This is a genomic window from Labrenzia sp. PO1, assembly GCF_012273635.1.
In the GTDB taxonomy this organism is placed as follows: Bacteria; Pseudomonadota; Alphaproteobacteria; order Rhizobiales; family Stappiaceae; genus Roseibium; species Roseibium algicola.
On the sequence record NZ_JAAXCR010000002.1, the window covers coordinates 1,023,037 to 1,043,785 of the forward strand.

19 protein-coding genes are annotated in these 20,749 nt (G+C 60.6%); 14 read left to right on the forward strand and 5 right to left on the reverse strand.

The genetic code is table 11. The features are described 5' to 3' along the window. Nucleotides 1-34 precede the first annotated feature (34 nt). From HCG46_RS12595 to HCG46_RS12610, 4 genes are read left to right on the forward strand one after another with little or no spacing between them, the layout of a single operon-like run. Nucleotides 35-1,636 (forward strand): B12-binding domain-containing radical SAM protein, encoded by a 1,602-nt coding sequence (locus HCG46_RS12595; RefSeq protein ID WP_055657417.1) that lies wholly within the window; start codon nt 35-37, stop codon nt 1,634-1,636. A 48-nt stretch (nt 1,637-1,684) separates the two neighbouring features. Further along, the gene (locus HCG46_RS12600) at nt 1,685-2,950 is read left to right on the forward strand and encodes a TCR/Tet family MFS transporter (RefSeq protein ID WP_168686425.1); all 1,266 of its coding nucleotides are present in this window, start codon (nt 1,685-1,687) and stop codon (nt 2,948-2,950) included. A gap of 16 nt (nt 2,951-2,966) precedes the next feature. Beyond that, the gene (locus tag HCG46_RS12605; protein WP_168686426.1) at nt 2,967-3,647 is read left to right on the forward strand and encodes a dienelactone hydrolase family protein; all 681 of its coding nucleotides are present in this window, start codon (nt 2,967-2,969) and stop codon (nt 3,645-3,647) included. 44 nt (nt 3,648-3,691) lie between these two features. Further along, complete coding sequence (locus tag HCG46_RS12610) at nt 3,692-4,363, forward strand: hypothetical protein (protein WP_205838479.1); 672 nt, start codon at nt 3,692-3,694, stop codon at nt 4,361-4,363. A 143-nt stretch (nt 4,364-4,506) separates the two neighbouring features. Here HCG46_RS12610 and HCG46_RS12615 read toward each other — a convergent pair whose 3' ends face one another. Beyond that, entirely contained in the window at nt 4,507-5,550 is a 1,044-nt protein-coding gene (locus HCG46_RS12615) for a M20/M25/M40 family metallo-hydrolase (RefSeq protein WP_022999695.1), read from the reverse strand. 219 nt (nt 5,551-5,769) lie between these two features. Here HCG46_RS12615 and HCG46_RS12620 point away from each other — a divergent pair, with 219 nt between their 5' ends. From HCG46_RS12620 to mepA, 3 genes are all read left to right on the forward strand, one after another. After that, nucleotides 5,770-6,573, forward strand: coding sequence for an alpha/beta hydrolase (locus HCG46_RS12620; protein ID WP_152504743.1), 804 nt, complete (start codon nt 5,770-5,772; stop codon nt 6,571-6,573). A 239-nt stretch (nt 6,574-6,812) separates the two neighbouring features. Next, a complete protein-coding gene (locus HCG46_RS12625; protein ID WP_022999692.1) occupies nt 6,813-7,898 on the forward strand; it encodes a patatin-like phospholipase family protein in 1,086 nt (361 codons plus the stop codon). A 69-nt stretch (nt 7,899-7,967) separates the two neighbouring features. Next, nucleotides 7,968-9,056: a penicillin-insensitive murein endopeptidase gene (mepA, locus tag HCG46_RS12630; RefSeq protein WP_168686427.1), complete on the forward strand. Its 1,089-nt coding sequence runs from the start codon at nt 7,968-7,970 to the stop codon at nt 9,054-9,056. Nucleotides 9,057-9,073: 17 nt separating this feature from the next. Here mepA and HCG46_RS12635 read toward each other — a convergent pair whose 3' ends face one another. Continuing rightward, the gene (locus HCG46_RS12635) at nt 9,074-9,589 is read right to left on the reverse strand and encodes a GNAT family N-acetyltransferase (protein ID WP_168686428.1); all 516 of its coding nucleotides are present in this window, start codon (nt 9,587-9,589) and stop codon (nt 9,074-9,076) included. A 239-nt stretch (nt 9,590-9,828) separates the two neighbouring features. Here HCG46_RS12635 and lepA point away from each other — a divergent pair, with 239 nt between their 5' ends. After that, nucleotides 9,829-11,634: a translation elongation factor 4 gene (lepA, locus tag HCG46_RS12640; protein WP_022999689.1), complete on the forward strand. Its 1,806-nt coding sequence runs from the start codon at nt 9,829-9,831 to the stop codon at nt 11,632-11,634. A 43-nt stretch (nt 11,635-11,677) separates the two neighbouring features. Beyond that, on the forward strand, nt 11,678-12,262 hold the full coding sequence (locus HCG46_RS28575; RefSeq protein ID WP_168686429.1) for an alkylphosphonate utilization protein: 585 nt from the start codon (nt 11,678-11,680) through the stop codon (nt 12,260-12,262). Between the two features lie 42 nt (nt 12,263-12,304). Here the strand turns inward: HCG46_RS28575 and HCG46_RS12650 are convergent, their stop codons facing one another. Beyond that, nucleotides 12,305-13,144: a LysR family transcriptional regulator gene (locus HCG46_RS12650; RefSeq protein WP_168686430.1), complete on the reverse strand. Its 840-nt coding sequence runs from the start codon at nt 13,142-13,144 to the stop codon at nt 12,305-12,307. A gap of 102 nt (nt 13,145-13,246) precedes the next feature. Between HCG46_RS12650 and HCG46_RS12655 the strand changes: the two genes are divergently transcribed. Continuing rightward, nucleotides 13,247-13,651 carry a tautomerase family protein gene (locus tag HCG46_RS12655; RefSeq protein ID WP_077293188.1) on the forward strand — a complete coding sequence of 135 codons (405 nt, stop codon included), beginning with the start codon at nt 13,247-13,249 and terminating at the stop codon, nt 13,649-13,651. A gap of 208 nt (nt 13,652-13,859) precedes the next feature. Here the strand turns inward: HCG46_RS12655 and HCG46_RS12660 are convergent, their stop codons facing one another. After that, nucleotides 13,860-13,997, reverse strand: a complete 138-nt coding sequence (locus HCG46_RS12660; protein WP_168686431.1) for a hypothetical protein — start codon at nt 13,995-13,997, stop codon at nt 13,860-13,862. A 133-nt stretch (nt 13,998-14,130) separates the two neighbouring features. Here HCG46_RS12660 and HCG46_RS12665 point away from each other — a divergent pair, with 133 nt between their 5' ends. Continuing rightward, nucleotides 14,131-15,048: a LysR substrate-binding domain-containing protein gene (locus HCG46_RS12665; RefSeq protein ID WP_152504747.1), complete on the forward strand. Its 918-nt coding sequence runs from the start codon at nt 14,131-14,133 to the stop codon at nt 15,046-15,048. Between the two features lie 24 nt (nt 15,049-15,072). Here HCG46_RS12665 and HCG46_RS12670 read toward each other — a convergent pair whose 3' ends face one another. Next, nucleotides 15,073-16,026 (reverse strand): YihY/virulence factor BrkB family protein, encoded by a 954-nt coding sequence (locus HCG46_RS12670; protein ID WP_168686432.1) that lies wholly within the window; start codon nt 16,024-16,026, stop codon nt 15,073-15,075. 473 nt (nt 16,027-16,499) lie between these two features. On the opposite strand from HCG46_RS12670, the gene pheS reads away from it, so the two are divergent. Genes pheS through pheT form a run of 3 tightly spaced genes read left to right on the forward strand, consistent with a single transcriptional unit; the run spans nt 16,500 to nt 20,736 of the window. Beyond that, nucleotides 16,500-17,582, forward strand: a complete 1,083-nt coding sequence (gene pheS, locus HCG46_RS12675) for a phenylalanine--tRNA ligase subunit alpha (RefSeq protein WP_168686433.1) — start codon at nt 16,500-16,502, stop codon at nt 17,580-17,582. 24 nt (nt 17,583-17,606) lie between these two features. Next, nucleotides 17,607-18,260: a hypothetical protein gene (locus HCG46_RS12680; RefSeq protein ID WP_022999681.1), complete on the forward strand. Its 654-nt coding sequence runs from the start codon at nt 17,607-17,609 to the stop codon at nt 18,258-18,260. A gap of 58 nt (nt 18,261-18,318) precedes the next feature. After that, on the forward strand, nt 18,319-20,736 hold the full coding sequence (gene pheT, locus HCG46_RS12685; RefSeq protein ID WP_022999680.1) for a phenylalanine--tRNA ligase subunit beta: 2,418 nt from the start codon (nt 18,319-18,321) through the stop codon (nt 20,734-20,736). Nucleotides 20,737-20,749 lie beyond the last annotated feature (13 nt).

Genomic DNA, 20,749 nt, shown 5'->3' on the forward strand with positions numbered 1-20,749 from the left:
GTTGGGAACGAGTGTCCGTTTGGAGGGACCGTTAATGTCGGAATGCAATGTTCTGCTGGTGTATCCGCGCTTCAATGCCGGGTCATTCTGGAACTATGGTGCGACCTGCGAAATGGTCGGCGCCAAATATCCCGCTCCTCCTCTCGGCTTGATCACAGTTGCGGCAATGCTGCCGGAAAACTGGAATGTCCGCCTGATCGACCGCAACACCGGCGCCCTGACGAACGACGATCTCGCCTGGGCCGACATGGTGATGACCGGCGGCATGCTGCCCCAGCAGGCCGATTGCCTCGCCGTCATCCGCCGTTCGCAGGAAAAGAACGTTCCCGTCGTGGTCGGCGGTCCGGATGCAACCTCTTCTCCGGAAGTTTATGAAGCGGCCGACTTCCTGGTCCTTGGAGAAGCCGAAGGCATTCTCACCACCTTTGTCGACGCCTGGAAGGAAGGGGTCCGCAACGGCCGTTTCTCGGCCGAGAAATTCAAGGCTGACGTTTCCTCCAGCCCCGTACCGCGCTTTGACCTTCTGAGATTCGACGATTATGTCCAGATTGGTGTGCAATATTCGCGCGGCTGCCCGTTTACCTGCGAATTCTGCGACATCATCGAGCTGTATGGCCGGGTGCCGCGCACCAAGACCAACGACCAGATGCTGGCCGAACTCGACCGGCTGTACGAACTTGGCTACCGGGGCCACGTCGACTTCGTCGATGACAACCTTATCGGCAACAAGAAGGCCGTGAAGGGCTTCCTGCCCGAACTGGCGAAATGGCAGAAGGAACGCAGCTACCCGTTCGAAATGTCGACCGAGGCTTCCCTCAACCTGGCGGATGACGAAGCCTTGTTGAAGATGATGCAGCAGGCCGGATATTTCTCGGTCTTCATCGGCATCGAAAGCCCGGACCCGGACGTTCTGGTCGCGACACGCAAGAAACAGAACACACGCCGCGACATCGCCAAGAGCGTGCACAAGATCTACGACGCCGGCATCTTCGTGCTGGCCGGCTTCATTGTCGGCTTCGACGAGGAAAGCGACAAGGTGGCGGACGAGATCTCGGCACTGATTGAGGAAGCCGCGATCCCTGTTGCGATGACCGGGCTGCTCTATGCCCTGCCGAACACCCAGCTGACGCGCCGGCTCGCCAAGGAAGGCCGTCTGCATGCGGATTTCGCCACCGATGATCCGGATACGGAACATGGCGATCAGTGCACCGCCGGCCTCAACTTCACCACAGTGCGCCCGCGCGCGCAGATCCTGGAAGACTTCAAGCAGGTCATCGACCGGGTCTATGGTCCGGAAGCCTACTTCGGCCGCGTTCAGAAGGTGGCTTCCATGCTCGACATGAGCGGCGCAAACGGCTCGATCTTCGGCGCCGGGTTCTTCCACGATATCAAGCTGTTCGGCCGTCTTATCCTGGCAATGACCTTCAAGGAAACCACCTATCGCGGGCCCTTCTGGAAAACCCTGATCAAGACCGCCTTCACCAATTTCAGGGCGATCAAGCCGGTCATGATGATGCTTGCGCTCTATGTGCACCTGGGGCCGTTCTCCCGGTTCGTGGTTGCCCAGATCGACAAGCAGATTGCCGATATCGAAAAGGGCAACTGGGAACAGCCGGCGCTGGTGGCCGCCGAGTAATCGGGTAAGGTCTCCTTCCTTCAGCTGACAGGATTGGCGGGAAAAGAGTTGCGGTCCGGTATCTCCAAACGCAGCGCGCTGGGGTTCATCCTGGTCACGCTGGTTCTCAATTCCATGGGCATCGGCCTGATGATGCCGGTGATGCCCTCGCTCCTGACCGAACTCACCTCGCTGCCCGTGAGCGAAGCCGCCCGCTGGGGCGGTGCACTGAGCGTCGTCTACGCCTTGATGCAGTTCGCCTTCGGTCCGACGCTCGGCAATCTGTCCGACCGCTTTGGCCGCCGTCCGGTGCTGCTGGTGTCCATGTTCGCCATGGCTGTCGACTACCTGATCATGGCCTTCTCCTGGCATCTGGCGGTGCTGTTCATCGGCAGAACCCTGTCGGGTGTTGCCGGAGCAACCTTCTCGGCCGCATCAGCCTTCATTGCCGACGTGTCGTCCAAGGAGGACAGGGCGAAGAACTTCGGCCTTGTCGGGGCCGGATTTGGTGTCGGCTTCGTACTCGGGCCGATGATCGGCGGTTACCTCGGCGAATACGGACCGCGTGCGCCCTTTTATGCCGCCGCAGGCCTTTCCTTCGTCAATTTCCTCTTCGGCTATTTCATGCTGCCGGAAACGCTGAAGGACGAAAACAGAAGAGATTTTGACTGGAAACGGGCCAATCCATTCGGGGCCTTCAAGCAGATCGCCGCCTATCCGGCGGTGCGCACGCTGCTTTTGGCCATCTTCCTGTTCGACATCGCCCATTACGTCTACCCGTCCGTCTGGAGCTACTATGCGGAGGAGGTCTTCGCCTGGAGCCCCGGAGACATCGGTCTGTCACTTGCGGCCGTCGGTGTCGGGTTTGCCTTCGTTCAGGGATACCTGATCCGTGTCCTGGAACCGAAACTCGGGCCCGGCCGGACACTCTTCATCGGGCTGGCCGCCAATCTCGTGGCCTTTGCCGGTCTCGCCGTCGCCGATACCGGCTGGATGGCCTATCTGCTGATCTCGTTCGCGGCGCTTGGTGCGATGGCAACGCCTGCCTTCACCGGTCTGATGTCGGTCCGTGTCCCGGACAATGCGCAAGGCGAATTGCAGGGCCTGATTGCCAGTGCCGCCGGCCTTTCCATGGTGGTGAGCCCGCTGGTGATGACCCAGGTCTTTGCCACGTTTTCAGGTCCTGAGGCGGCGATTTCCTTTCCCGGCGCGCCGTTTGCCCTGGCAGGCGTGCTGATCCTCGCCGCCATGCTGATCGCCCTTCCCTTCATGCGTCTTCAGGAAAGACAGCCGTCACCTTCCGACGCGGCCGACCGGAAGACACCAGCCGAATAATCAGGTTCCCCCAAAAGTGACAGGCACCTTTCCTCCCCTTCTCGACGGTCCACGTCTTGCACCGGCCTCCGGCAAACCCGCCCGTCAGCTGGTTGTGATCCTGCATGGCTACGGCGCGGATGGCCTTGACCTGATCGACCTCGGGCGCGCCTGGCAGGGACAGCTTCCCGATGCGGCTTTCGTTGCGCCGAACGCTCCTGAACACCTTCCCTTCGAAGCGCTTGGCGGGCGGCAATGGTTTGCACTCCAGGAGCGCGATCCCAATGAATACCGCCTCGGCGCGCAGGCCGCCCAACCGGTGCTCGACCGATTTCTGGACGACGAACTGGCCCGCCATTCGCTGGAGGGCAGCGCGTTGGCACTGGTCGGCTTCAGCCAGGGAGCCATGATGACCTTTCAATGCGGCCTGCGCCGCCCGTCTCCGCCAGCGGCCCTGATCGGTTATTCCGGACTGTTGCCGGGAGCCGGCCAGCTGGGTCCGGTCAACACGCAAAGCCCGGTGCTGATCGTCCATGGCGAGGAAGACGATGTCGTTGCCAGCTATCATGCCCAGGCAGCACAAAAGGCGCTTGACGACGCCGGGGTTTCCTCAAGCCTGCACCTGTTGGCCGGCCTCGGCCATTCGATTGACGAGCGCGGCATGGTGCTGGGCGGGCGGTTTCTGGAAAAGGCATTTGGCCCGGCGAAACCGGTCTGAAGACGGTCTTGCATTGGTTAATAGCCTGTTAACGGTTTTGCAGGATGCTTTCTGCAACTGTGCCGGACCAGAAAGGGCCGGACAAGCCGGGATCCGAAGCCATGCAGATTTCCATCGAAACCACCACGCAAAGCGCGAGCCTTTTTACGGCTTCCTTTTCGAATGGCGGCGCTGAAGGCCAGAAGAACGATCCCAAGGGCAACGCCTACGGCCACGAGATCGGCCAGCGGAATGGCCACGACAAGTCCCCGGCCGTCAATGCTCTGGAAGCAGCCAGCAAACAGGCCGAGGAAGACGCGGTCGTGATCGCCGCCCTTCAGGATGCGGTCGAAAAAGGCAAAGGCAAGAACGACGACAAGGAAAAGGACGGCGCGCTGGCGACCGTTGAGGACTATCAGAAGACTGCCGACAAACTGAAGGTGGCTCTTGGTGAAGAGGAAAGCGGCGCTTCGGCGAATGTCGCCTATGAAAGCGCGACGATTTCAACGACCACCATTGAAGCCGAAATCGGTGGTGAAACCATTTCCGCGCAGTTCGTATCCTTCGAACGGGTGTCCTACGACAGTGAAACCGGGCTGTCCGTCCGCTCCGCAAACGCCTCTTCCATCGAAGGCAACTTCGACAACGGCTCCTTCAGCTACCAGAGCGCTGCCGTCAGCGAGCTTTATGCAGGCACCGGCGACCAGGTTTCGAACCTCCTCGGCCTGGTAGCCTGAGCAGGAAGCCCTTCCGCGTACGCTCCGGTTGGGACGTGGGCTGGACCGGGCTGCCGGATCAAGTCCGGCAATGAAGCAGGTAGAAAAAGCCAGATCTGACACCTGACTTAAAAAGGGGAGCCGAAGCTCCCCTTTTCCATGCCTTACGCCTTTTTCAGGTAGGCGACGATGATGTCCAGAGCCGCCTGAAGGTCACCCTTGTCGATCATTTCAGTGACCGTATGGATGTAGCGGGTGCCGACGACGATGCCGATTGCCTTGGCACCGGCAGCCGCCTGCTGGGCAGCCGCGCCATCCTGGCCACCAGCCGCCAGCATGGTGCGCTGGAACGGGATCTTTTCCTTGACCGCAATGGCTTCGATTTCCTTCACCAGATCGCGGTCCGCGATGAAACTGGAATCCTTGACGTGCAGACCGAAGCCTTCGCCCTGCACCGTGGTGCGGTCCTGCTCGGGAACGCCCGGCGTGTCGCAGGCAAGCGTGGTATCGATGCCAAGCCCGATGTCCGGCGCAATGGCAAAGGACGCGGTGCGCGCGCCGCGCAGGCCGACTTCTTCCTGGCAGGTGAAGGCGACATGAATTTCGCAATCATGCTTGGCCTTGCCCAGACCCCTGATCGCCTCGATGCCGAGCCAGCAGGCGATGCGGTTGTCGAGTGCCTTGGAGACGACCTTGTCGCCGATCTCGATCAGCGGCTCGTCCATGGTCACCATGTCGCCGACCTTGACGATCTCCTTGGTCTTTTCGCCAAGGCCCATGTCGATGACGAATTCCTTGGGCTCAGGCACCTTCTTGCGCTCTTCCGGAGAAGAGATGTGGATCGGCTTGCCGCCCGGGTTCATCACCCCCTTGAAGTCGCCTTCATCGGTAGACACCAGCACGCGGCGGGAGAACAGGTTGCGGGCATCGAAGCCACCAACGGGCTGCACGTGAACGAAGCCCTTGTCCGTGACATGTGAGACCAGGAAGCCGATCTCATCCATGTGGCACAGAAGCATGACCTTCTTCGGGGTTCCCTTCTTGGAAGCCTTGCGGCTGTCGCGGCGGCAAAGCAGCGAACCCATCGGATCGACGGTAACCTCGTCGAACAAGCCCTTGATTTCCGCCTGAATCAAGTCGCGGACCCGGTGTTCGTGACCCGGTACACCCGGCGTTTCGCAAAGTCGGCGAAGCAGATCGATATTCATGGAACTTCCTGTGAAGGTTGGAAAATCGGCACGATCCTAGTCCGAAAGACCGCGCGGGATAAAGAGCCAAGACAGATTAGTTCGAAAAGAGAGGCTTGTTGCAGGTGCATGGCCTGCGATAAGCCTCGGCAGGAAACCGCATCCCCCATGCGAATCCTGACAGACCGTTCCGCCGTTTCCCGGCACAGCCCTTCAATGCGAATGGAAAGGTTTTCTTCTTTGACCACTCTCTTGTCCGGCACCGTCCATGTCGAAACGCGCGCCGTCACGGTCGGCAACTCCACCGTTCACGTTCGCTGCTGGACACCTGAAGATCGTTTGCCCGGCAAGGTGCCGGTGCTTCTGTTTCACGATTCTCTTGGCTGTATCGCCCTCTGGCGTGATTTTCCCGAACGCCTTGCCGTGGCCAGCGGACGGGTCGTGATTGCCTATGACAGGCCCGGCTTCGGCCAGTCGTCGGTGCGCGAAGACATCCTGCCCGCAAGCTTCATTGCGGATGAAGGCAGAACGGTTGTGCCCGCGCTGTGCGAGCAGCTGGACCTCACGCGATTTGTTGCCTGTGGGCACAGCGTCGGTGGTGGCATGGCGGTGCATACGGCCGCACAGCATCCCGAGAAGGTCACGGCCCTGGTCACGATTGCCGCTCAGGCGCTTATCGAGGACCGCACCCTGGAAGGTGTGCGCGAAGCACGCACAGCGTTTGCCGATCCCGGCGCGTTCGACAGACTTGCGCTCTATCACGGCGACAAGGCGCGCTGGGTGCTGGATGCCTGGACGGAGTCATGGCTTTCGCCCGCCTTCGCCCATTGGTCCCTTGACGATGCGCTTGCCGGTGTCCGCTGCAGCACCCTTGCGATCCACGGCGCACTGGACGAATACGGATCAACCTGCCACCCGGAACACATCGCCAATAGCACCGGCGGACAGAAGGTCATCCTGGAAGGAAGAGGGCACACGCCTCACAGGGAATGCCCGGACCTGCTGGTTGAAACCATTTCCAGTTTCCTGGTGAATATTTCGTGATCCAGCACCCGGGCAGGCAGCTTGCCGTCGCAAGAAAAGGAAAACTGCGGTCGGTCTTCGCAGATTAGCGAAGTCGGTTTAACTTCTTGCTCGCCAATTTCGAAAAATCGTCCGCCTGTTTTTCGCTTTGCCATTGCAGTGTCGCAATTGATGACAACATTCTAAAGGTAAGCAAAAAGCGTCTCCCGTCTTCTCGGAGAGATGTAGCGCCTTCCATTGCGACGATCCCGGGGAATCCCATGACCCAGAAAAAACGTTTTATTCTTTCCATTGACGGCGGCGGCATTCGTGGCCTCATTCCGCTTCGGCTGCTTGAGACACTTGAAAGCCGATTGAGCCAGCGCGGCGTTAGCGAGCCGCTGCACCAGGTTTTCGATCTGATGGCCGGTTCTTCTACCGGCGGCCTCATTGCTGCAGGCCTATCCGCCCCGCGCCCAGGCGGCACCGCCGGCGCACCTGCCGCGACCATTGATGAGCTGCGCAGCTTCTTCGAACGCGACGCGCGGGAAATCTTCAAATCATCAATCTCGGCACGACTGGCCAGAACCGTTACAAGCTCGCTCGGCCTGTTCGACGAAACCTACGATCCGCGGCCGCTGGAAAAGCTGCTGAAGGAACGCTTCGGCTGGACCTCCATGGCCAGCGGCCTGACCCACCTTGTCCTGACCGCCTACGATCTGGAACAGCGCAAACCCGTATTCCTGACAAACGGCCTTGAAGCCAGCAGCGGCCGGCCGGATGACTATTACTTCTGGCAAGCTGTGCGTGCGACCACCGCCACCCCCTCGTATTTCGAACCGGCACGCGTTGAAAATCTCAGCCGCCGGCGCGAGGAAGCCCTGATCGATGGAACGGTCTTCATGAAAGACCCGACAGTGGCAGCGTATCTGGAAGCCCGCAATCTTGGCTGGGGTGACGACGAGATCGTCATCCTGTCGCTTGGCACCGGCAGGGCGCCGGCACGGTCGTTCCTTTACAAGGACGCCGTTGGCTGGGGTGCCCTCGGCTGGCTGCAGCCCTCCAAGGGCGCGCCGCTGATGTCGATCCTGGCCGACGCGCAAAGCCAGACGACCTCCGATCAGGCACGGCAGCTCTTTGCAGAACTGCCGAACGTGACCTATCACAGGCTCGACGCCGATCTTCCACCGGAAGCCGAAGACATCGACAATGCCCGTCCCGGCAACATCATCACGCTGAATGGTGCTGCAGACAGGGTGATCCGCGACAACACGGTTTTCCTCGACGCGTTCGCCGACATGATCGCGGCGCATGTGGATAATAGCGAATCGGATGCGGAAGCACCCGATTTGGTGCATGCTGCCTGACGAGTGAGGTGATCGTCGCGGCGGGAGCAACGACGGCGGAACACCCAGACTGGCGCACGAGGTTTCGACGTGAGAACGGGGAAAACAGGCAAGCGAAATCGCTGGGCACCTTCGGTGTCCGGCTTCATGGCAATTGCAGCCGCGTTCCAGGTATCCTGTCTCGTTGCGTCAGCCGCGCCGGTACCGACAGCCAAACCGGCCGATCCTGTCTCCGAGGACTATTCGCCGACCGTCGAACTGGTGGCCGGTGTGCCTGTCCCGGTAAAGAAACGCGATGTGCCGGAAGGCTATGTCGCGAACAAGCCCAAGCTGGTGCTTTATGGGGACCAGCCAGCACGAGACTATTTCGGCGCCGCCACCGGACCTGCTCAACTGAAAGCCCGCTCGATCGGATCCTACGCCAAGGGTTGCCTCGCAGGCGGAGCAGAACTGCCGACGGATGGCCCGACCTGGCAGGCAATGCGCCTGTCGCGCAACCGCAATTGGGGCCATCCTGTCCTGATCGATTATCTCAAGGATCTGGCGAGCGATGCCCCCAAGGTCGGCTGGAACGGTCTGCTTGTCGGCGATATCGCGCAGCCGCGCGGCGGGCCGATGACATCCGGCCATGCCAGCCATCAGATTGGCCTCGATGCCGATATCTGGCTGACGGAAATGCCGAACCGACGCCTGACCGCTCAGGAACGCGAAGACATCTCCGCTATTTCGATGCTGATCGGTCCGATGGACGTCAAGGGTGCAGACCGGCGCGTCGACCCCAGGAAATGGTCGGATGACCATGCTCGGCTGATCCGGCGCGCCGCTTCAGACCAGCGTGTTGCACGCATCTTCGTCAGCCCGACGATCAAGAAGGCTCTGTGCGATTTCGAGAAGGGCGGCAACCGCGCCTGGTTGCGCAAGGTACGACCGTGGTGGGGACATCACTATCACTTCCACGTACGCCTTTCCTGCCCTGCAGGCAGTGCCGGCTGCAAGAACCAGAACCCGCCGCCCCCGGGCGATGGCTGTGGCGCGGACCTTGCCTATTGGCTGTCCGACGAACCCTGGGTTCCCAAAAATCCCCCCAAGCCCGGAGAACCTCCGAAAGTGGTCAAGAAACGGCCCATGGCCCTGGCAGCCCTGCCGAATGACTGCCGGTCGGTGCTGACGGCCAATTGAGACCGGCTGGGTGACGCCTAGGCGTTCGGCGATTGCATCGGCCCCAGAACCCTGGCAACGAAGACCAGATCCAGCCAGCGGCCGAACTTGGTGCCGGCTTCCGGCAGACGGCCGGCAACATGAAAACCAAGTTTCTCGTGAAGGGCGATGGAGGCAGAATTGTCCCCGTCGATGACGCCGACCAGCACATGTAATTTCATGTCGGTGGCAATTTCGACCAACCGCTCCAGAAGCGCATTCCCAATGCCGCGCCGCTGTACCGCCGGGTCGACATAGACGGAATGTTCCGCCGTCAGACGGTACCCTTCGCGAGGCCGGAACGGCCCGAAGCTGGCGAACCCGAGAACGGTATCTGCATCGTCCACGGCCACCAGAACCGGCAGACCCTGCTTCACCCGGCCTTCGTACCAGGTCAGCCTGTCGTCCAGCGTTTCCTCACGATTTGTCCAGGCAGCCGTCGTCTCGCGCACAGCCTGGTTATAAAGCGCCAGGATCGACGGGACATCCTTCGGTTCTGCATTACGGATCAACATCATGCTCTCTTGTCAGGCTGCTCGACACATCAGTGCCGATGCAATCTAGATCACACTTTGAGGTTGATTTGCCACGACAAATGTCACCTGCGGGCTACGTCATTTGCCGGAGGCGCCATATCCCTGCCGGAGCGGTGAAACCCGGCATTCGCCCGAGGGTGCAAAAAAGCACCGGAATTCAACGCCCGAAGGCTTCAATCTACTAGGCGAAATCGAATTGCAATGGTAAAGGGGCGGCCATGACGACGAAGAAGCTTTCCAACATCCGCAACTTTTCCATCGTGGCTCATATCGATCACGGCAAGTCGACGCTGGCCGACCGCCTGATCCAGATGACCGGCACGCTGACCGACCGCGAAATGACTGAGCAGGTGCTCGATTCGATGGACATCGAACGCGAGCGCGGCATCACGATCAAGGCGCAAACAGTGCGACTGATCTACAATGCCAAGGACGGCGAACAATATACGCTGAACCTGATCGACACGCCGGGCCACGTGGACTTTGCCTATGAAGTGTCCCGCTCGCTGGCGGCCTGTGAAGGCTCGCTGCTGGTGGTCGACGCCTCTCAGGGTGTGGAAGCCCAGACGCTCGCCAACGTCTATCAGGCCATCGACAACGATCATGAGATCGTCACCGTCCTCAACAAGATCGACCTGCCTGCGGCCGAACCGGACCGTATCAAGGAACAGATCGAGGACGTGATCGGCATCGATGCGTCAGAAGCCTGCATGATCTCCGCCAAGACCGGCCTTGGTGTCGACGACGTGCTGGAAGCGATCGTTTCCAAGCTGCCGCCTCCGGAAGGTGACCCGGAAGCGACACTGAAGGCGATGCTGGTCGACAGCTGGTACGACACCTATCTCGGCGTGATGGTGCTCGTCCGTGTCATCGACGGCTCCCTGAAGCGGGGCCAGAAGATCAAGATGATGGGTACGGGCGCTGCCTATGATGTCGACCGCGTCGGCGTCATGACCCCGAAATTCCTGCAAGTGGACGAGCTGAAGGCCGGCGAGATCGGCGTCATCACCGGGTCCATCAAGGAAGTGGCCGACACCCGTGTCGGTGATACCATCACCCTGGAAAAGAAACCCTGCACGGAAGCCCTTCCGGGCTTCAAGCCGGCTCAGCCGGTCGTGTTCTGCGGTCTCTTCCCGGTCGACGCGAACGACTTCGAGGATCTGCGCGCTGCCATGGGCAAGCTGCGCCTCAACGACGCCTCGTTCTCGTTCGAGATGGAAACATCCGCAGCTCTCGGCTTCGGCTTCCGCTGCGGCTTCCTCGGTCTGCTGCACTTGGAAATCATCCAGGAACGGCTCTACCGCGAATTCGACCTCGACCTGATCGCGACCGCACCGTCAGTGGTCTACCAGATGTCCCTGACGGACGGTGCGGAAGTCGAACTTCACAACCCGGCCGACATGCCGGATGTGGTGAAGATTTCCGAAATCCGCGAGCCCTGGATCCGCGCAACCATCATGACGCCGGACGAGTATCTGGGCGGCATCCTGAAACTGTGCCAGGAACGGCGCGGTCTTCAGATCGACCTGTCCTATGTCGGCTCCCGCGCGATGGTAACCTACGACCTGCCGCTCAACGAAGTCGTGTTCGACTTCTACGATCGCCTGAAATCGATCTCCAAGGGCTACGCATCGTTCGACTATCAGATTTCGGACTACCGGGCCGGCGATCTGGTCAGGATGTCGATCCTGGTCAACGAAGAGCCGGTGGATGCGCTTTCCGTGCTCGTGCACCGCAGCCAGGCGGAACGCCGTGGCCGCGCCATGTGCGAAAAGCTGAAAGAGCTGATCCCGCGGCACATGTTCAAGATACCGATCCAGGCAGCCATCGGCGGCCGCGTGATCGCCCGCGAGACCATCTCCGCCCTGCGCAAGGACGTGACTGCCAAGTGTTATGGCGGCGACGCCACCCGTAAGCGCAAGCTGCTCGAGAAGCAGAAGGCCGGCAAGAAGAAGATGCGTCAGTTCGGCAAGGTCGAGATCCCGCAGGAAGCCTTTATCCAGGCCCTGAAGATGGACGAGTGAGAAACCGATTGGCGCGCCGCGCCAATCCCAGCAAGGCCTTGCCATGAGTATTGAACAGACCCTTTCCGACCGCGCCGGCAACGTTTGCGAGTTCTGCGGCGCTACCGAGGCGCTGCGGCCGCTGGACGTAGGCCCCGATACGGATGGCACGGCCGAAATGGCGGTTCTGGCTTGCACCACATGTGCCGACCAGATTTCAGGTGGCGCCGATATCGACCCGAAGCATTGGCTCTGCCTCAACGAAGCCGCCTGGAGCCAGGTTCCCCCGGTTCAGGTTGTCGCCTACCGCATGCTTTCAAGAATGCGGGACGAAAGCTGGGCTCGCGATCTTCTGGACATGCTGTATCTGGACGACGAAACGCTTGCCTGGGCCAAGGCCGGCCTTGGCGGCAGCGCGGGCGAAGGTGACGACGGCGTGATCCACAAGGATACGCACGGCGCCGTTCTTGCCGCTGGCGACACGGTGACATTGATCAAGGATCTCAAGGTCAAGGGCGCCAACTTCACCGCCAAGCGCGGCACCGCCGTGCGCAACATCTCCCTTGTTGCGGACAATGCCTCCCAGATCGAAGGTCGCGTGAACGATCAGCGGATCGTCATCCTGACGGAGTTCGTGAAGAAGGCCTGATCAGCTCGTTTCTGAGCTGATCAACACGCCCCGGGAGAGCGCTTACGCCGCCTCCCGGAAGACCTGAAGTATAGCCGAGACAATTGTCGGGTCTTCCCGGCAGAAAAGCGTCATCCTTGTTTTCGGCAATTCTGGCAGCCGATAGAATTCCCCGACTTCGCGGCATCCCTCCGGAATATTTCGCCGGTCGAGACAGGCAATGCCGAGCCCTGCGCTGACCGCCCCCTGTATGGCACCGACACCGGTGCCGGTGAAGGCGTCTTCAAATGCGATCCCCGCATCCTTGAGCGTGCCAGTTGCCAGGCGCCGGAGGGCGCAGGTTTCCGAAAGCGCCACCAAGGGGAACGGGGTACCGGTTTCCCAGGTGAAATCCCTGGCGGCTGTCCAGACGAGATTTTCCTCGAAAGCCACATGCCCCGTGCCTTCGACGTCCTCGGAGCGCACCATGATCGCGCTGAACAGACCTGCCTTGAAGTCGTTGTACAGCGTATCCGAATAACCGACCGCAACATGGAGACGATGTTCCGGCAAGGCCTTGCTGAGGGATGCGATAATCTCCGGGAGGCGGCCTCCCGCGGCGTGATCGCTGATACCGCACCGAAGCCGCTTTTGAACGGAAGGACCTGAAACGCGGGCCGTTACCCTGTCATGCAGGTCGATCAGACTGCGGGCGTCACTTAAAAAACGAGCACCGAAGCTCGTCAATCGGACGGACCGGGGCGATCGGCTGAGCAAGGTGCTGCCGAGACGGTCTTCCAGTTTCTTGATCTTGACGCTGACAGCAGACTGGCTTGCCCCCGTCATCTGCCCTGCCCGGGTAAAGCTGCCTGTTTCGGCAACTCGAACAAAAGCGCGCAAGAGATCCATGTCGAGATCGGTCATGCAGTCATTCTAATTTATCATTTTTGAAATATCAAAGATTTGTTTCTGTTATCTTTGGTGCCGCAATAAGGTTGGCAGCATCACCGAATGACGGAGGACAAGATGCCGCTTACCAATGTTTCCCTGCTGAAAGGCTCCAGGACCGCTGCGCAGAAATCAGCAATCCTGGACGAGATCTATCAGGCAATGCGCGAGACCTTCGGCGTGCCGCAGGACGACAAGTTCATGATGATCACCGAACATCCACGCGAAGATTTCCTGTTCGGCCGCCACTTCATGAATATTGACCGGTCGGACGACCTGATCATCATCCAGCTGACGGTCAGCGATACGCGCAGCGTCGACCAGAAGAAAGCGCTGTTTGCCCGGATCGCAAAGGGCCTGGCCCGCGAAGTCGGCATCCGTTCCGAAGACATCTTCATCAACCTGGTCGAGACAAGGCTTGAGAACTGGTCGTTCGGCCATGGCGTCGCGCAATATGCCGACAGGCAACCGGTCGCCATCTGATCCGAACCGGACAGGAAGCCGGTCGACCTGATCACCAGGCAAGATAGCGAACGCACTAAAATGCGGGATTGCCTCCCAAAGACAGAAACGGCGCCGGGCTTGCCGCCCAGGCGCCGTTTTCTGGTTTGGAAGTCTTGTCCAACCGGCCTGTCCTTGCGGAGGGTCGATCGGAAGGTTTGGGGACCGGCCTTTCAGCCGGTCTTCAGCCTTAGCGCCGGTTGAGCGGAAGGTCGGCCAGTTCACGCTGGGACATGCGCACGATTGCCGGATGGGACATCGGGTCGGTGCGGTCATATGCGGGAGCCGGACGAGCCGTCAGGTGTCGGCGCATAAACAGTTTCATCATGAGTTTCATTCTCCTTATTATTGTTTTTTGCATGGCCAAATTCCTTCTTTGAATTTAGCTATGCTCCTTATATAGACGTCATTACTCGCTAAAAAAATCGACTTATTCTGATTTTCAGTTTAGATTTTCTAAAATGAAAAACCTCAATCGCATTCACCTCTCCGGTCTTCGCGCCGTGGAAGCCGTCGCCCGGCTGGGCTCTGTCAAGGCGGCCGCGGACGAACTTGGCGTTACTGTCGGCGCCGTCAGCCAGCAGGTTCACAAGACCGAGGCCCAGCTTGGCGTGCAGCTGTTCGAGCGGCAGAACCGTATGCTGTTGCCAACCGCTCATGTGCTTGCAATGCAGCCACATCTGACCAGCGCCATGTCCTCGCTCTCGACCGCGATCGCCACCACCCAGCGAGGACGGGAAGATGCGTTGACGATTTCGGTTGCCCCGGTCTTCGCCGGAAAATGGCTGGTTTGGCATCTCAAGAACTTCAACAAGATGCATCCGGGGATCCGGGTTCGGGTGGAAGCGACGGTGGACCTGGTCGATCCGGACATGAGCGATGTCGATCTGTGTATCCGTGTCGGCAAGGGACCCTATCCGGGCGTCAAGGCAGAGCAATTGCTGCACCAGCGGGTGTTTCCCGTCTGCAGCCCGGCGCTGGCCAGACAGATCAAGGAGCCGAAGGACATCGGCAAGCTGCCGATCATCCGTGACCCCGGACAAATGTTTACCTGGAAAACCTGGCTTGATCTCTTCGGCCTCGATGAGAGCATCCTGCAGGACGGCCCGACCTTTTCAGACGGTTCGCTGTGCCTGGATGCGGCAATCGCCGGCCACGGGGTGTTTCTGGCCTGGGAAACGCTTGCGGTTTATGCAGTGAAGTCCGGCCAGGTGATTGCCCCCTTCCCCGAGCGCCCCGCCACGGGCAGCGCCTACTGGCTGGTCAGCGGTAAAAACGCCCCTCAGACAAAGGCCAAGAAGGCTTTCGGCGACTGGCTGCGGGAGGAGCTGCAAGGCTCCATCGGCAGACCGAAAGGAGCCGATATGGTGGAGGCGTAAGCGTTTTTCGCTCATCGCGCACCTCTACTCAGCACTTGCAATGGATTTGCCCAGTATGTCGGCCTTCACGGCACCGCGTGTGCCCATTGGCCGGTCCGGACCGACGGTGCTGTCGCGGCGGGTCTGCGCTTCCATCTCGCCATTCAACTCGGCCCCGAGCAAGATGATATACGCCGAAATCCAGAGCCACATCAGCAGGATGATGACGCCGGCAAGGCTGCCGAACGTTTTATTGTAGCTGGCAAAGTTCGCCACATAGACCGAGAACCCGTAGGACGCGGCAAGCCACAGGAGGCAGGCGATGACCGCGCCGGGCGTGATCCATTTCCATTTGGCATCGGTTCGAGACGGCCCGAACCTGTAAACGAAGGAAAGACCGGTGACGGTCAGAAATCCCAGAATGATCCAGCGGGCCGATGACAGGACCTTCTCCAACCAATCCGGCAAGGCGAGATAACTGAAGACAACCGGCAGCAGAAGGGCGGACACCAACCCCAGCACCAGAGCGAATACAAGCAGGATCGTCATCACGAAGGTTCGGGCTTTCAGTGCAATGAAGCCCCGCTTCTCAGCCTCGTCATAGGCGATATTAAGTCCTTCCATGAGGCTGGCCATGCCCTTGGAGGTGGAATAGAGCGCGATGCCCAGGCCGATGACGAAGGCGAAGCCGAGCCCCGCATTCTCGCTGCCCGCTACATCTGCGGCCTGCGCCAGAATGATTTGCGACGCCTCCTTCGGCAGAAAGTTCTCGATCATTTCAAGCTGACGACTGACCTCGACAGGTTCAACCACAAGCCCTGACAGCGCCGTGAACGCAGTTATGGTCGGGAAGATCGCAAGAAGACCGTAGAAGGCAACACCGGCGGCGATCAGGTCGATGTGGTCGCGCTGGACCGCGTTCCACACCCGGTAGCTGATATCCAGCCAGCCCATTGGCGGGATCTTTTCCGGACTGCCCGCATCTCTTCCACGTGCCATGTTACCCCCTCAGTTGCCTGCCCACGCCCTTCTGTCCACGGACGTTGGCAAACAGCAGGGAGTTCAAAGGTAAACGCCCGGGAGGGGATTGAGTTCCGGTGCCTGGGGCTCGCCGCTACGCATTGGCCAGATTGAGGCGCAAGGCTGCCTCTCCTTTTCCGCTTGCCAACGCCTCGCCTTTCGCTACATTGACGCCCCATGAGCGACCTTACCGCACATATCCGCCGTTCCGGCCTTTGCAGTGGCTCTCAGCCTCTTTCCGGGATCGACGTGCGCCTCATCGAGCTGCAGGGCCCCGCCTGCGGTCGATTTACGCGCTAACGCGCTTTAATTCCGGCGCTTTTCTTCTCTTCGGGAACTCACGCAATAATGCGCATGAGGCCGTGGCAATCACCGCCATTATTCGCTAAAAGACCCCGACTTTCTGTTTCGACACCTCCGCGCGCACCGCGCGAACCGACGACCGAGTACGCATGTCCAACCTCGACACACTTGAATCCGATCTTCTGGCCGCCATCGAAGGCGCCGGGACCGAAGCCGCCCTGGAAGACATCCGCGTTGCCGCCCTTGGCAAGAAGGGCTCAATTTCCGAGCAGATGAAAACACTCGGCAAGATGACGCCTGAAGAGCGCCAGGTGATGGGCCCTGCCCTCAACGGCCTCAAGGCGAAGGTCACCGACGCCATCGCCGCCCGCAAGGATGTGCTGGCGGAAGCGGCCCTGGAAGCACGGCTGGCCAGCGAGAAGGTCGATATCACCCTGCCGCTGCGCGCAACACCGGCGGAGACCGGCCGTATTCACCCGGTCAGCCAGGTCATCGACGAACTGACGGCGATTTTCGCCGACATGGGCTTTTCCATTGCGGAAGGCCCGGACATCGAGACCGACGAGCTGAACTTCACCGCGCTGAACTTTCCAGAAGGCCACCCGGCGCGCGAGATGCACGACACGTTCTTCTTCAATCCGAAGGAAGACGGCGAACGGCTGCTGCTGCGCACGCACACCTCGCCGGTGCAGATCCGGACCATGCGCAATCAGGAACCACCGATCCGCGTCATCATTCCGGGCCGGACCTATCGCTGCGACAGTGACCAGACCCACACGCCGATGTTCCACCAGGTGGAAGGCCTCGTGATCGACAAGGATAGCCATTTCGGTCATCTGAAATGGGTGCTGCGGGAATTCTGCAAGGCCTTCTTCGAAGTCGACGACATCAAGATGCGCTTCCGTCCGAGCTTCTTCCCGTTCACCGAACCGTCCATGGAAGTCGACATCCAGTGTGACCGGTCCGGCGGCGAAGTGAAGATCGGCCAGGGCGAAGACTGGCTGGAAATTCTCGGCTGCGGCATGGTTCATCCGAACGTCATCCGCAACTGCGGCCTCGACCCGGATGTCTACCAGGGTTTTGCCTGGGGCATGGGGATCGATCGCATCGCGATGCTGAAATACGGCATGCCGGACCTGCGCGCCTTCTTCGACGCCGACGTCCGCTGGATCCAGCATTACGGCTTCCGCCCACTCGACCTGCCGACACTGTTCGGCGGTCTGTCCAGTTAACCGCCTGAATTTGGGGGCGCCATCATGTCATTGCTGATCCGCATCGTTCTTGCCGCCATGCTGACCGTTGCCGCCCTGTTGCCGGCAGCCGCGCAGACCAGCGACCAGGAAACACGCGTCGCGACGCCGACCTCGTTCCTCGAGGCCTGCGCGGACAAGATCGAGAACCGGGGCCGGCTGCGGTTCTGCGACACCTACTTCCGGGAGAAGCTGGGCACCGAAGCCGATGCGCTGCTTTACCTCCGTGACCGGATCACGCGTCTACGTGCCGGCCACGAGGCAAGCTCGGCCGAAAAGTACCAGAGCTTCCTGCAGGCAATCTATATCGTGGCATTCCTGACCATTGCTTCGATCGTTCTGATCGCCAGCGACCGGCGGATCGGCGGTACCGCCAAGTGGGCCGGCTTGACCAGCACCGCGGCCCTTCTGGTGATGGTGTTGATTGTCGCCATGGGCTGGCTCGGCAAGTACCGGGCCGAATATGCGGCCCAGGTCGAACTCGGCATCCTGCGGGACCGGATCGAGACGGAAGCTGCCCAGGCGATTGCCACCAAACAGCAGATCACGCCGGAGATCGTGCGCGGCTGGACCCGCGACTTTTCCGACATCGGCCGCCGCTTTGCCGAAAACTACGGCGCTGCGACCATCATTCCCGAAGTGGACCGGCTCGGCAACTGAGGCCTCCACGTCCCGTTTCGCGGTCCTGAGACCGCACCAAGTTTGAAGAGATCGAAAGATGAAATTCACCCTTTCCTGGCTCAAGGAGCATCTGGAAACCGACGCCAGCCTGGAAGAGATCGTTGAACGTCTCACCCTGATCGGACTGGAAGTCGAGGAAGTCACCAACCGCGCCGACCGCCTGAAGCCGTTCAGAATCGCAAAGGTTCTGGAAGCCGAACAGCACCCGAATGCCGACCGGCTGCGCGTCCTGAAGGTTGACACCGGCGAGGGCGACCCGGTGCAGGTTGTGTGCGGTGCGCCGAATGCCCGCGCCGGCCTTGTCGGCGTGCTCGGCAAGCCGGGCGACTATGTTCCCGGCCTTGATGTCACGCTTTCCGTCGGCAAGATCCGCGACGTGGAAAGCTTCGGCATGATGTGCTCGGAGCGCGAGCTGGAACTTTCCAACGAACATGACGGCATCATTGACCTGCCGGCGGATGCGCCGGTCGGCATGGCCTATGCCGAATGGGCCGGCCTGGATGAGCCGGTCATCGAAATCGGCCTGACGCCGAACCGCCCGGACTGTACCGGCGTATACGGCATTGCCCGTGATCTTGCCGCAGCCGGCCTCGGCAAGCTGAAGGAACGCAGCAACGAACAGGTTCGCGGCAGCTTCCCCTGCCCGGTCGACGTGACGCTCGATTTCGGCGACACCAAGCCGATGTGCAAGGCCTTCGGCCTGCGCCTGGTCAAGGGCGTGAAGAACGGCCCGTCGCCGAAATGGCTGCAGGACCGCCTGACCGCCATCGGCTTGCGTCCGATCAACGCCCTCGTCGATATGACCAACTACATCACCTTCGATCAGGGCCGGCCGCTGCACGTGTTCGACGCCGACAAGGTTCACGGCAATCTGGTTGTCCGCCGCGGCAAGCAGGGCGAGAAGATCGACGGCCTCAACGGCAAGAGCTACGAGCTCGATGACACGATCTGCGTCATTTCCGACGACAACGGCGTTGAAAGTCTCGGCGGCATCCTGGGCGGCGAGCCTTCCGGCTGCACGGAAGAGACTGTCAACGTGCTGATCGAATCCGCCCTTTGGGACGAGGACGACATTGCCGCCACAGGGCGCAAGCTCGGCGTCAATACGGACGCACGCTATCGCTTCGAACGTGGTGTCGATCCCAACTACATGATGCCGGGTCTGGAATATGCTACGCGCATGGTCATGGACCTGTGCGGCGGCGAGCCGTCCGAAACGGTGCAGGCCGGTTCCGTGCCGGATACCAGCAACATCATCGATTTCCCCTATTCGGAAATCAGGCGCCTGTCCGGCGTCGATGTTCTGCCCGCTGAAGCAAACGTCACCCTGAAGTCGCTCGGTTTCTGGATCTCCGGCGCCGGTGACACGGTCAAGGTGGCCGCGCCCAGCTGGCGGCCGGACATCGAAGGCAAGGCCGACCTCGTGGAAGAGGTTGTGCGCATCATCGGTCTGGAGCGTGTTCCGTTCACACCACTGCCGCGCACCGGTACCGTCGGCCAGAAGGTGCTGACCACCGGACAGATCCGCCGCAACAAGGCGCGCCGGGCACTGGCCGCCCGTGGCTTCAATGAAGCGGTTACCTGGTCGTTCATTGCCAAGGACCACGCTGAACTCTTCGGTGGCGGCAGCGCTGCGCTTGCGCTGGCCAATCCGATTTCCAGCGAGATGTCCGACATGCGCCCGAGCCTGCTTCCGGGCCTTTTGCTGGCGGCACAGCGCAATGCCGACCGGGGCTATGGCAACGTCGCCCTGTTCGAAGTCGGTCAGGTGTTCGAGAACGATACTCCGGAAGGCCAGAAGATGGTCGCAACCGGTGTGCGCCGCGGGTCTGCGAAGCTTCAGGGTTCCGGCCGGCACTGGTCGGGTGTTTCCCAGGCCGTCGACGTGTTCGACGCCAAGGCGGACGCCGAAGCAGCACTGGCGGCCATCGGCGCACCGGTAGACAAACTGATGGTGTCTGCAGATGCCCCGGCAACGTTCCACCCGGGCCGGTCCGGCTGTCTCAAGCTTGGCCCGAAAAACGTTCTGGCGGTGTTCGGCGAAGTTCACCCGCGCACGCTGCAGCTGCTCGACATCGAAGGACCGCTGGTCGCATTCGAGATCTTCCTTGATGCGCTGCCCGAACCCAAGGGCAAGGGTGGCCGTTCCAAGGGTGCCCTCAATGTCAGTGGCCTCATGCCGGTTCAACGCGACTTCGCGTTCCTTGTCGGCAAGGACATTTCGGCCGAGGCCTTGCTCAAAGCAGCTCGTGGCGCGGAAAAGACTCTGATCAGCGATGTCACGCTATTCGACATTTACGAAGGTCAGGGTGTGCCGGAAGGCCAGAAGTCAGTCGCCATCGACGTGACACTGCAGCCGCGTCAGAAGACCCTTACGGACGAGGAAATCGACGCCGTGGCAAAGAAGATCATTGCCAATGTCGAGAAGGCAACCGGTGGCACGCTGAGAGGCTGAATCGGCGTTTCAC

Bases quoted from the DNA above. Each gene is read 5' to 3' on its own strand.
- lepA (WP_022999689.1), top strand. From the start codon at position 9,829: ATGACGACGAAGAAGCTTTCCAACATCCGCAACTTTTCCATCGTGGCT.
- HCG46_RS12625 (WP_022999692.1), top strand. From the start codon at position 6,813: ATGACCCAGAAAAAACGTTTTATTCTTTCCATTGACGGCGGCGGCATT.
- HCG46_RS28575 (WP_168686429.1), top strand. From the start codon at position 11,678: ATGAGTATTGAACAGACCCTTTCCGACCGCGCCGGCAACGTTTGCGAG.
- HCG46_RS12660 (WP_168686431.1), bottom strand. From the start codon at position 13,997: ATGATGAAACTGTTTATGCGCCGACACCTGACGGCTCGTCCGGCTCCC.
- HCG46_RS12610 (WP_205838479.1), top strand. From the start codon at position 3,692: ATGCTTTCTGCAACTGTGCCGGACCAGAAAGGGCCGGACAAGCCGGGA.
- HCG46_RS12635 (WP_168686428.1), bottom strand. From the start codon at position 9,589: ATGTTGATCCGTAATGCAGAACCGAAGGATGTCCCGTCGATCCTGGCG.
- HCG46_RS12680 (WP_022999681.1), top strand. From the start codon at position 17,607: ATGTCATTGCTGATCCGCATCGTTCTTGCCGCCATGCTGACCGTTGCC.
- HCG46_RS12615 (WP_022999695.1), bottom strand. From the start codon at position 5,550: ATGAATATCGATCTGCTTCGCCGACTTTGCGAAACGCCGGGTGTACCG.
- pheT (WP_022999680.1), top strand. From the start codon at position 18,319: ATGAAATTCACCCTTTCCTGGCTCAAGGAGCATCTGGAAACCGACGCC.
- HCG46_RS12670 (WP_168686432.1), bottom strand. From the start codon at position 16,026: ATGGCACGTGGAAGAGATGCGGGCAGTCCGGAAAAGATCCCGCCAATG.
- HCG46_RS12665 (WP_152504747.1), top strand. From the start codon at position 14,131: ATGAAAAACCTCAATCGCATTCACCTCTCCGGTCTTCGCGCCGTGGAA.
- pheS (WP_168686433.1), top strand. From the start codon at position 16,500: ATGTCCAACCTCGACACACTTGAATCCGATCTTCTGGCCGCCATCGAA.
- HCG46_RS12650 (WP_168686430.1), bottom strand. From the start codon at position 13,144: ATGACCGATCTCGACATGGATCTCTTGCGCGCTTTTGTTCGAGTTGCC.
- HCG46_RS12595 (WP_055657417.1), top strand. From the start codon at position 35: ATGTCGGAATGCAATGTTCTGCTGGTGTATCCGCGCTTCAATGCCGGG.
- HCG46_RS12655 (WP_077293188.1), top strand. From the start codon at position 13,247: ATGCCGCTTACCAATGTTTCCCTGCTGAAAGGCTCCAGGACCGCTGCG.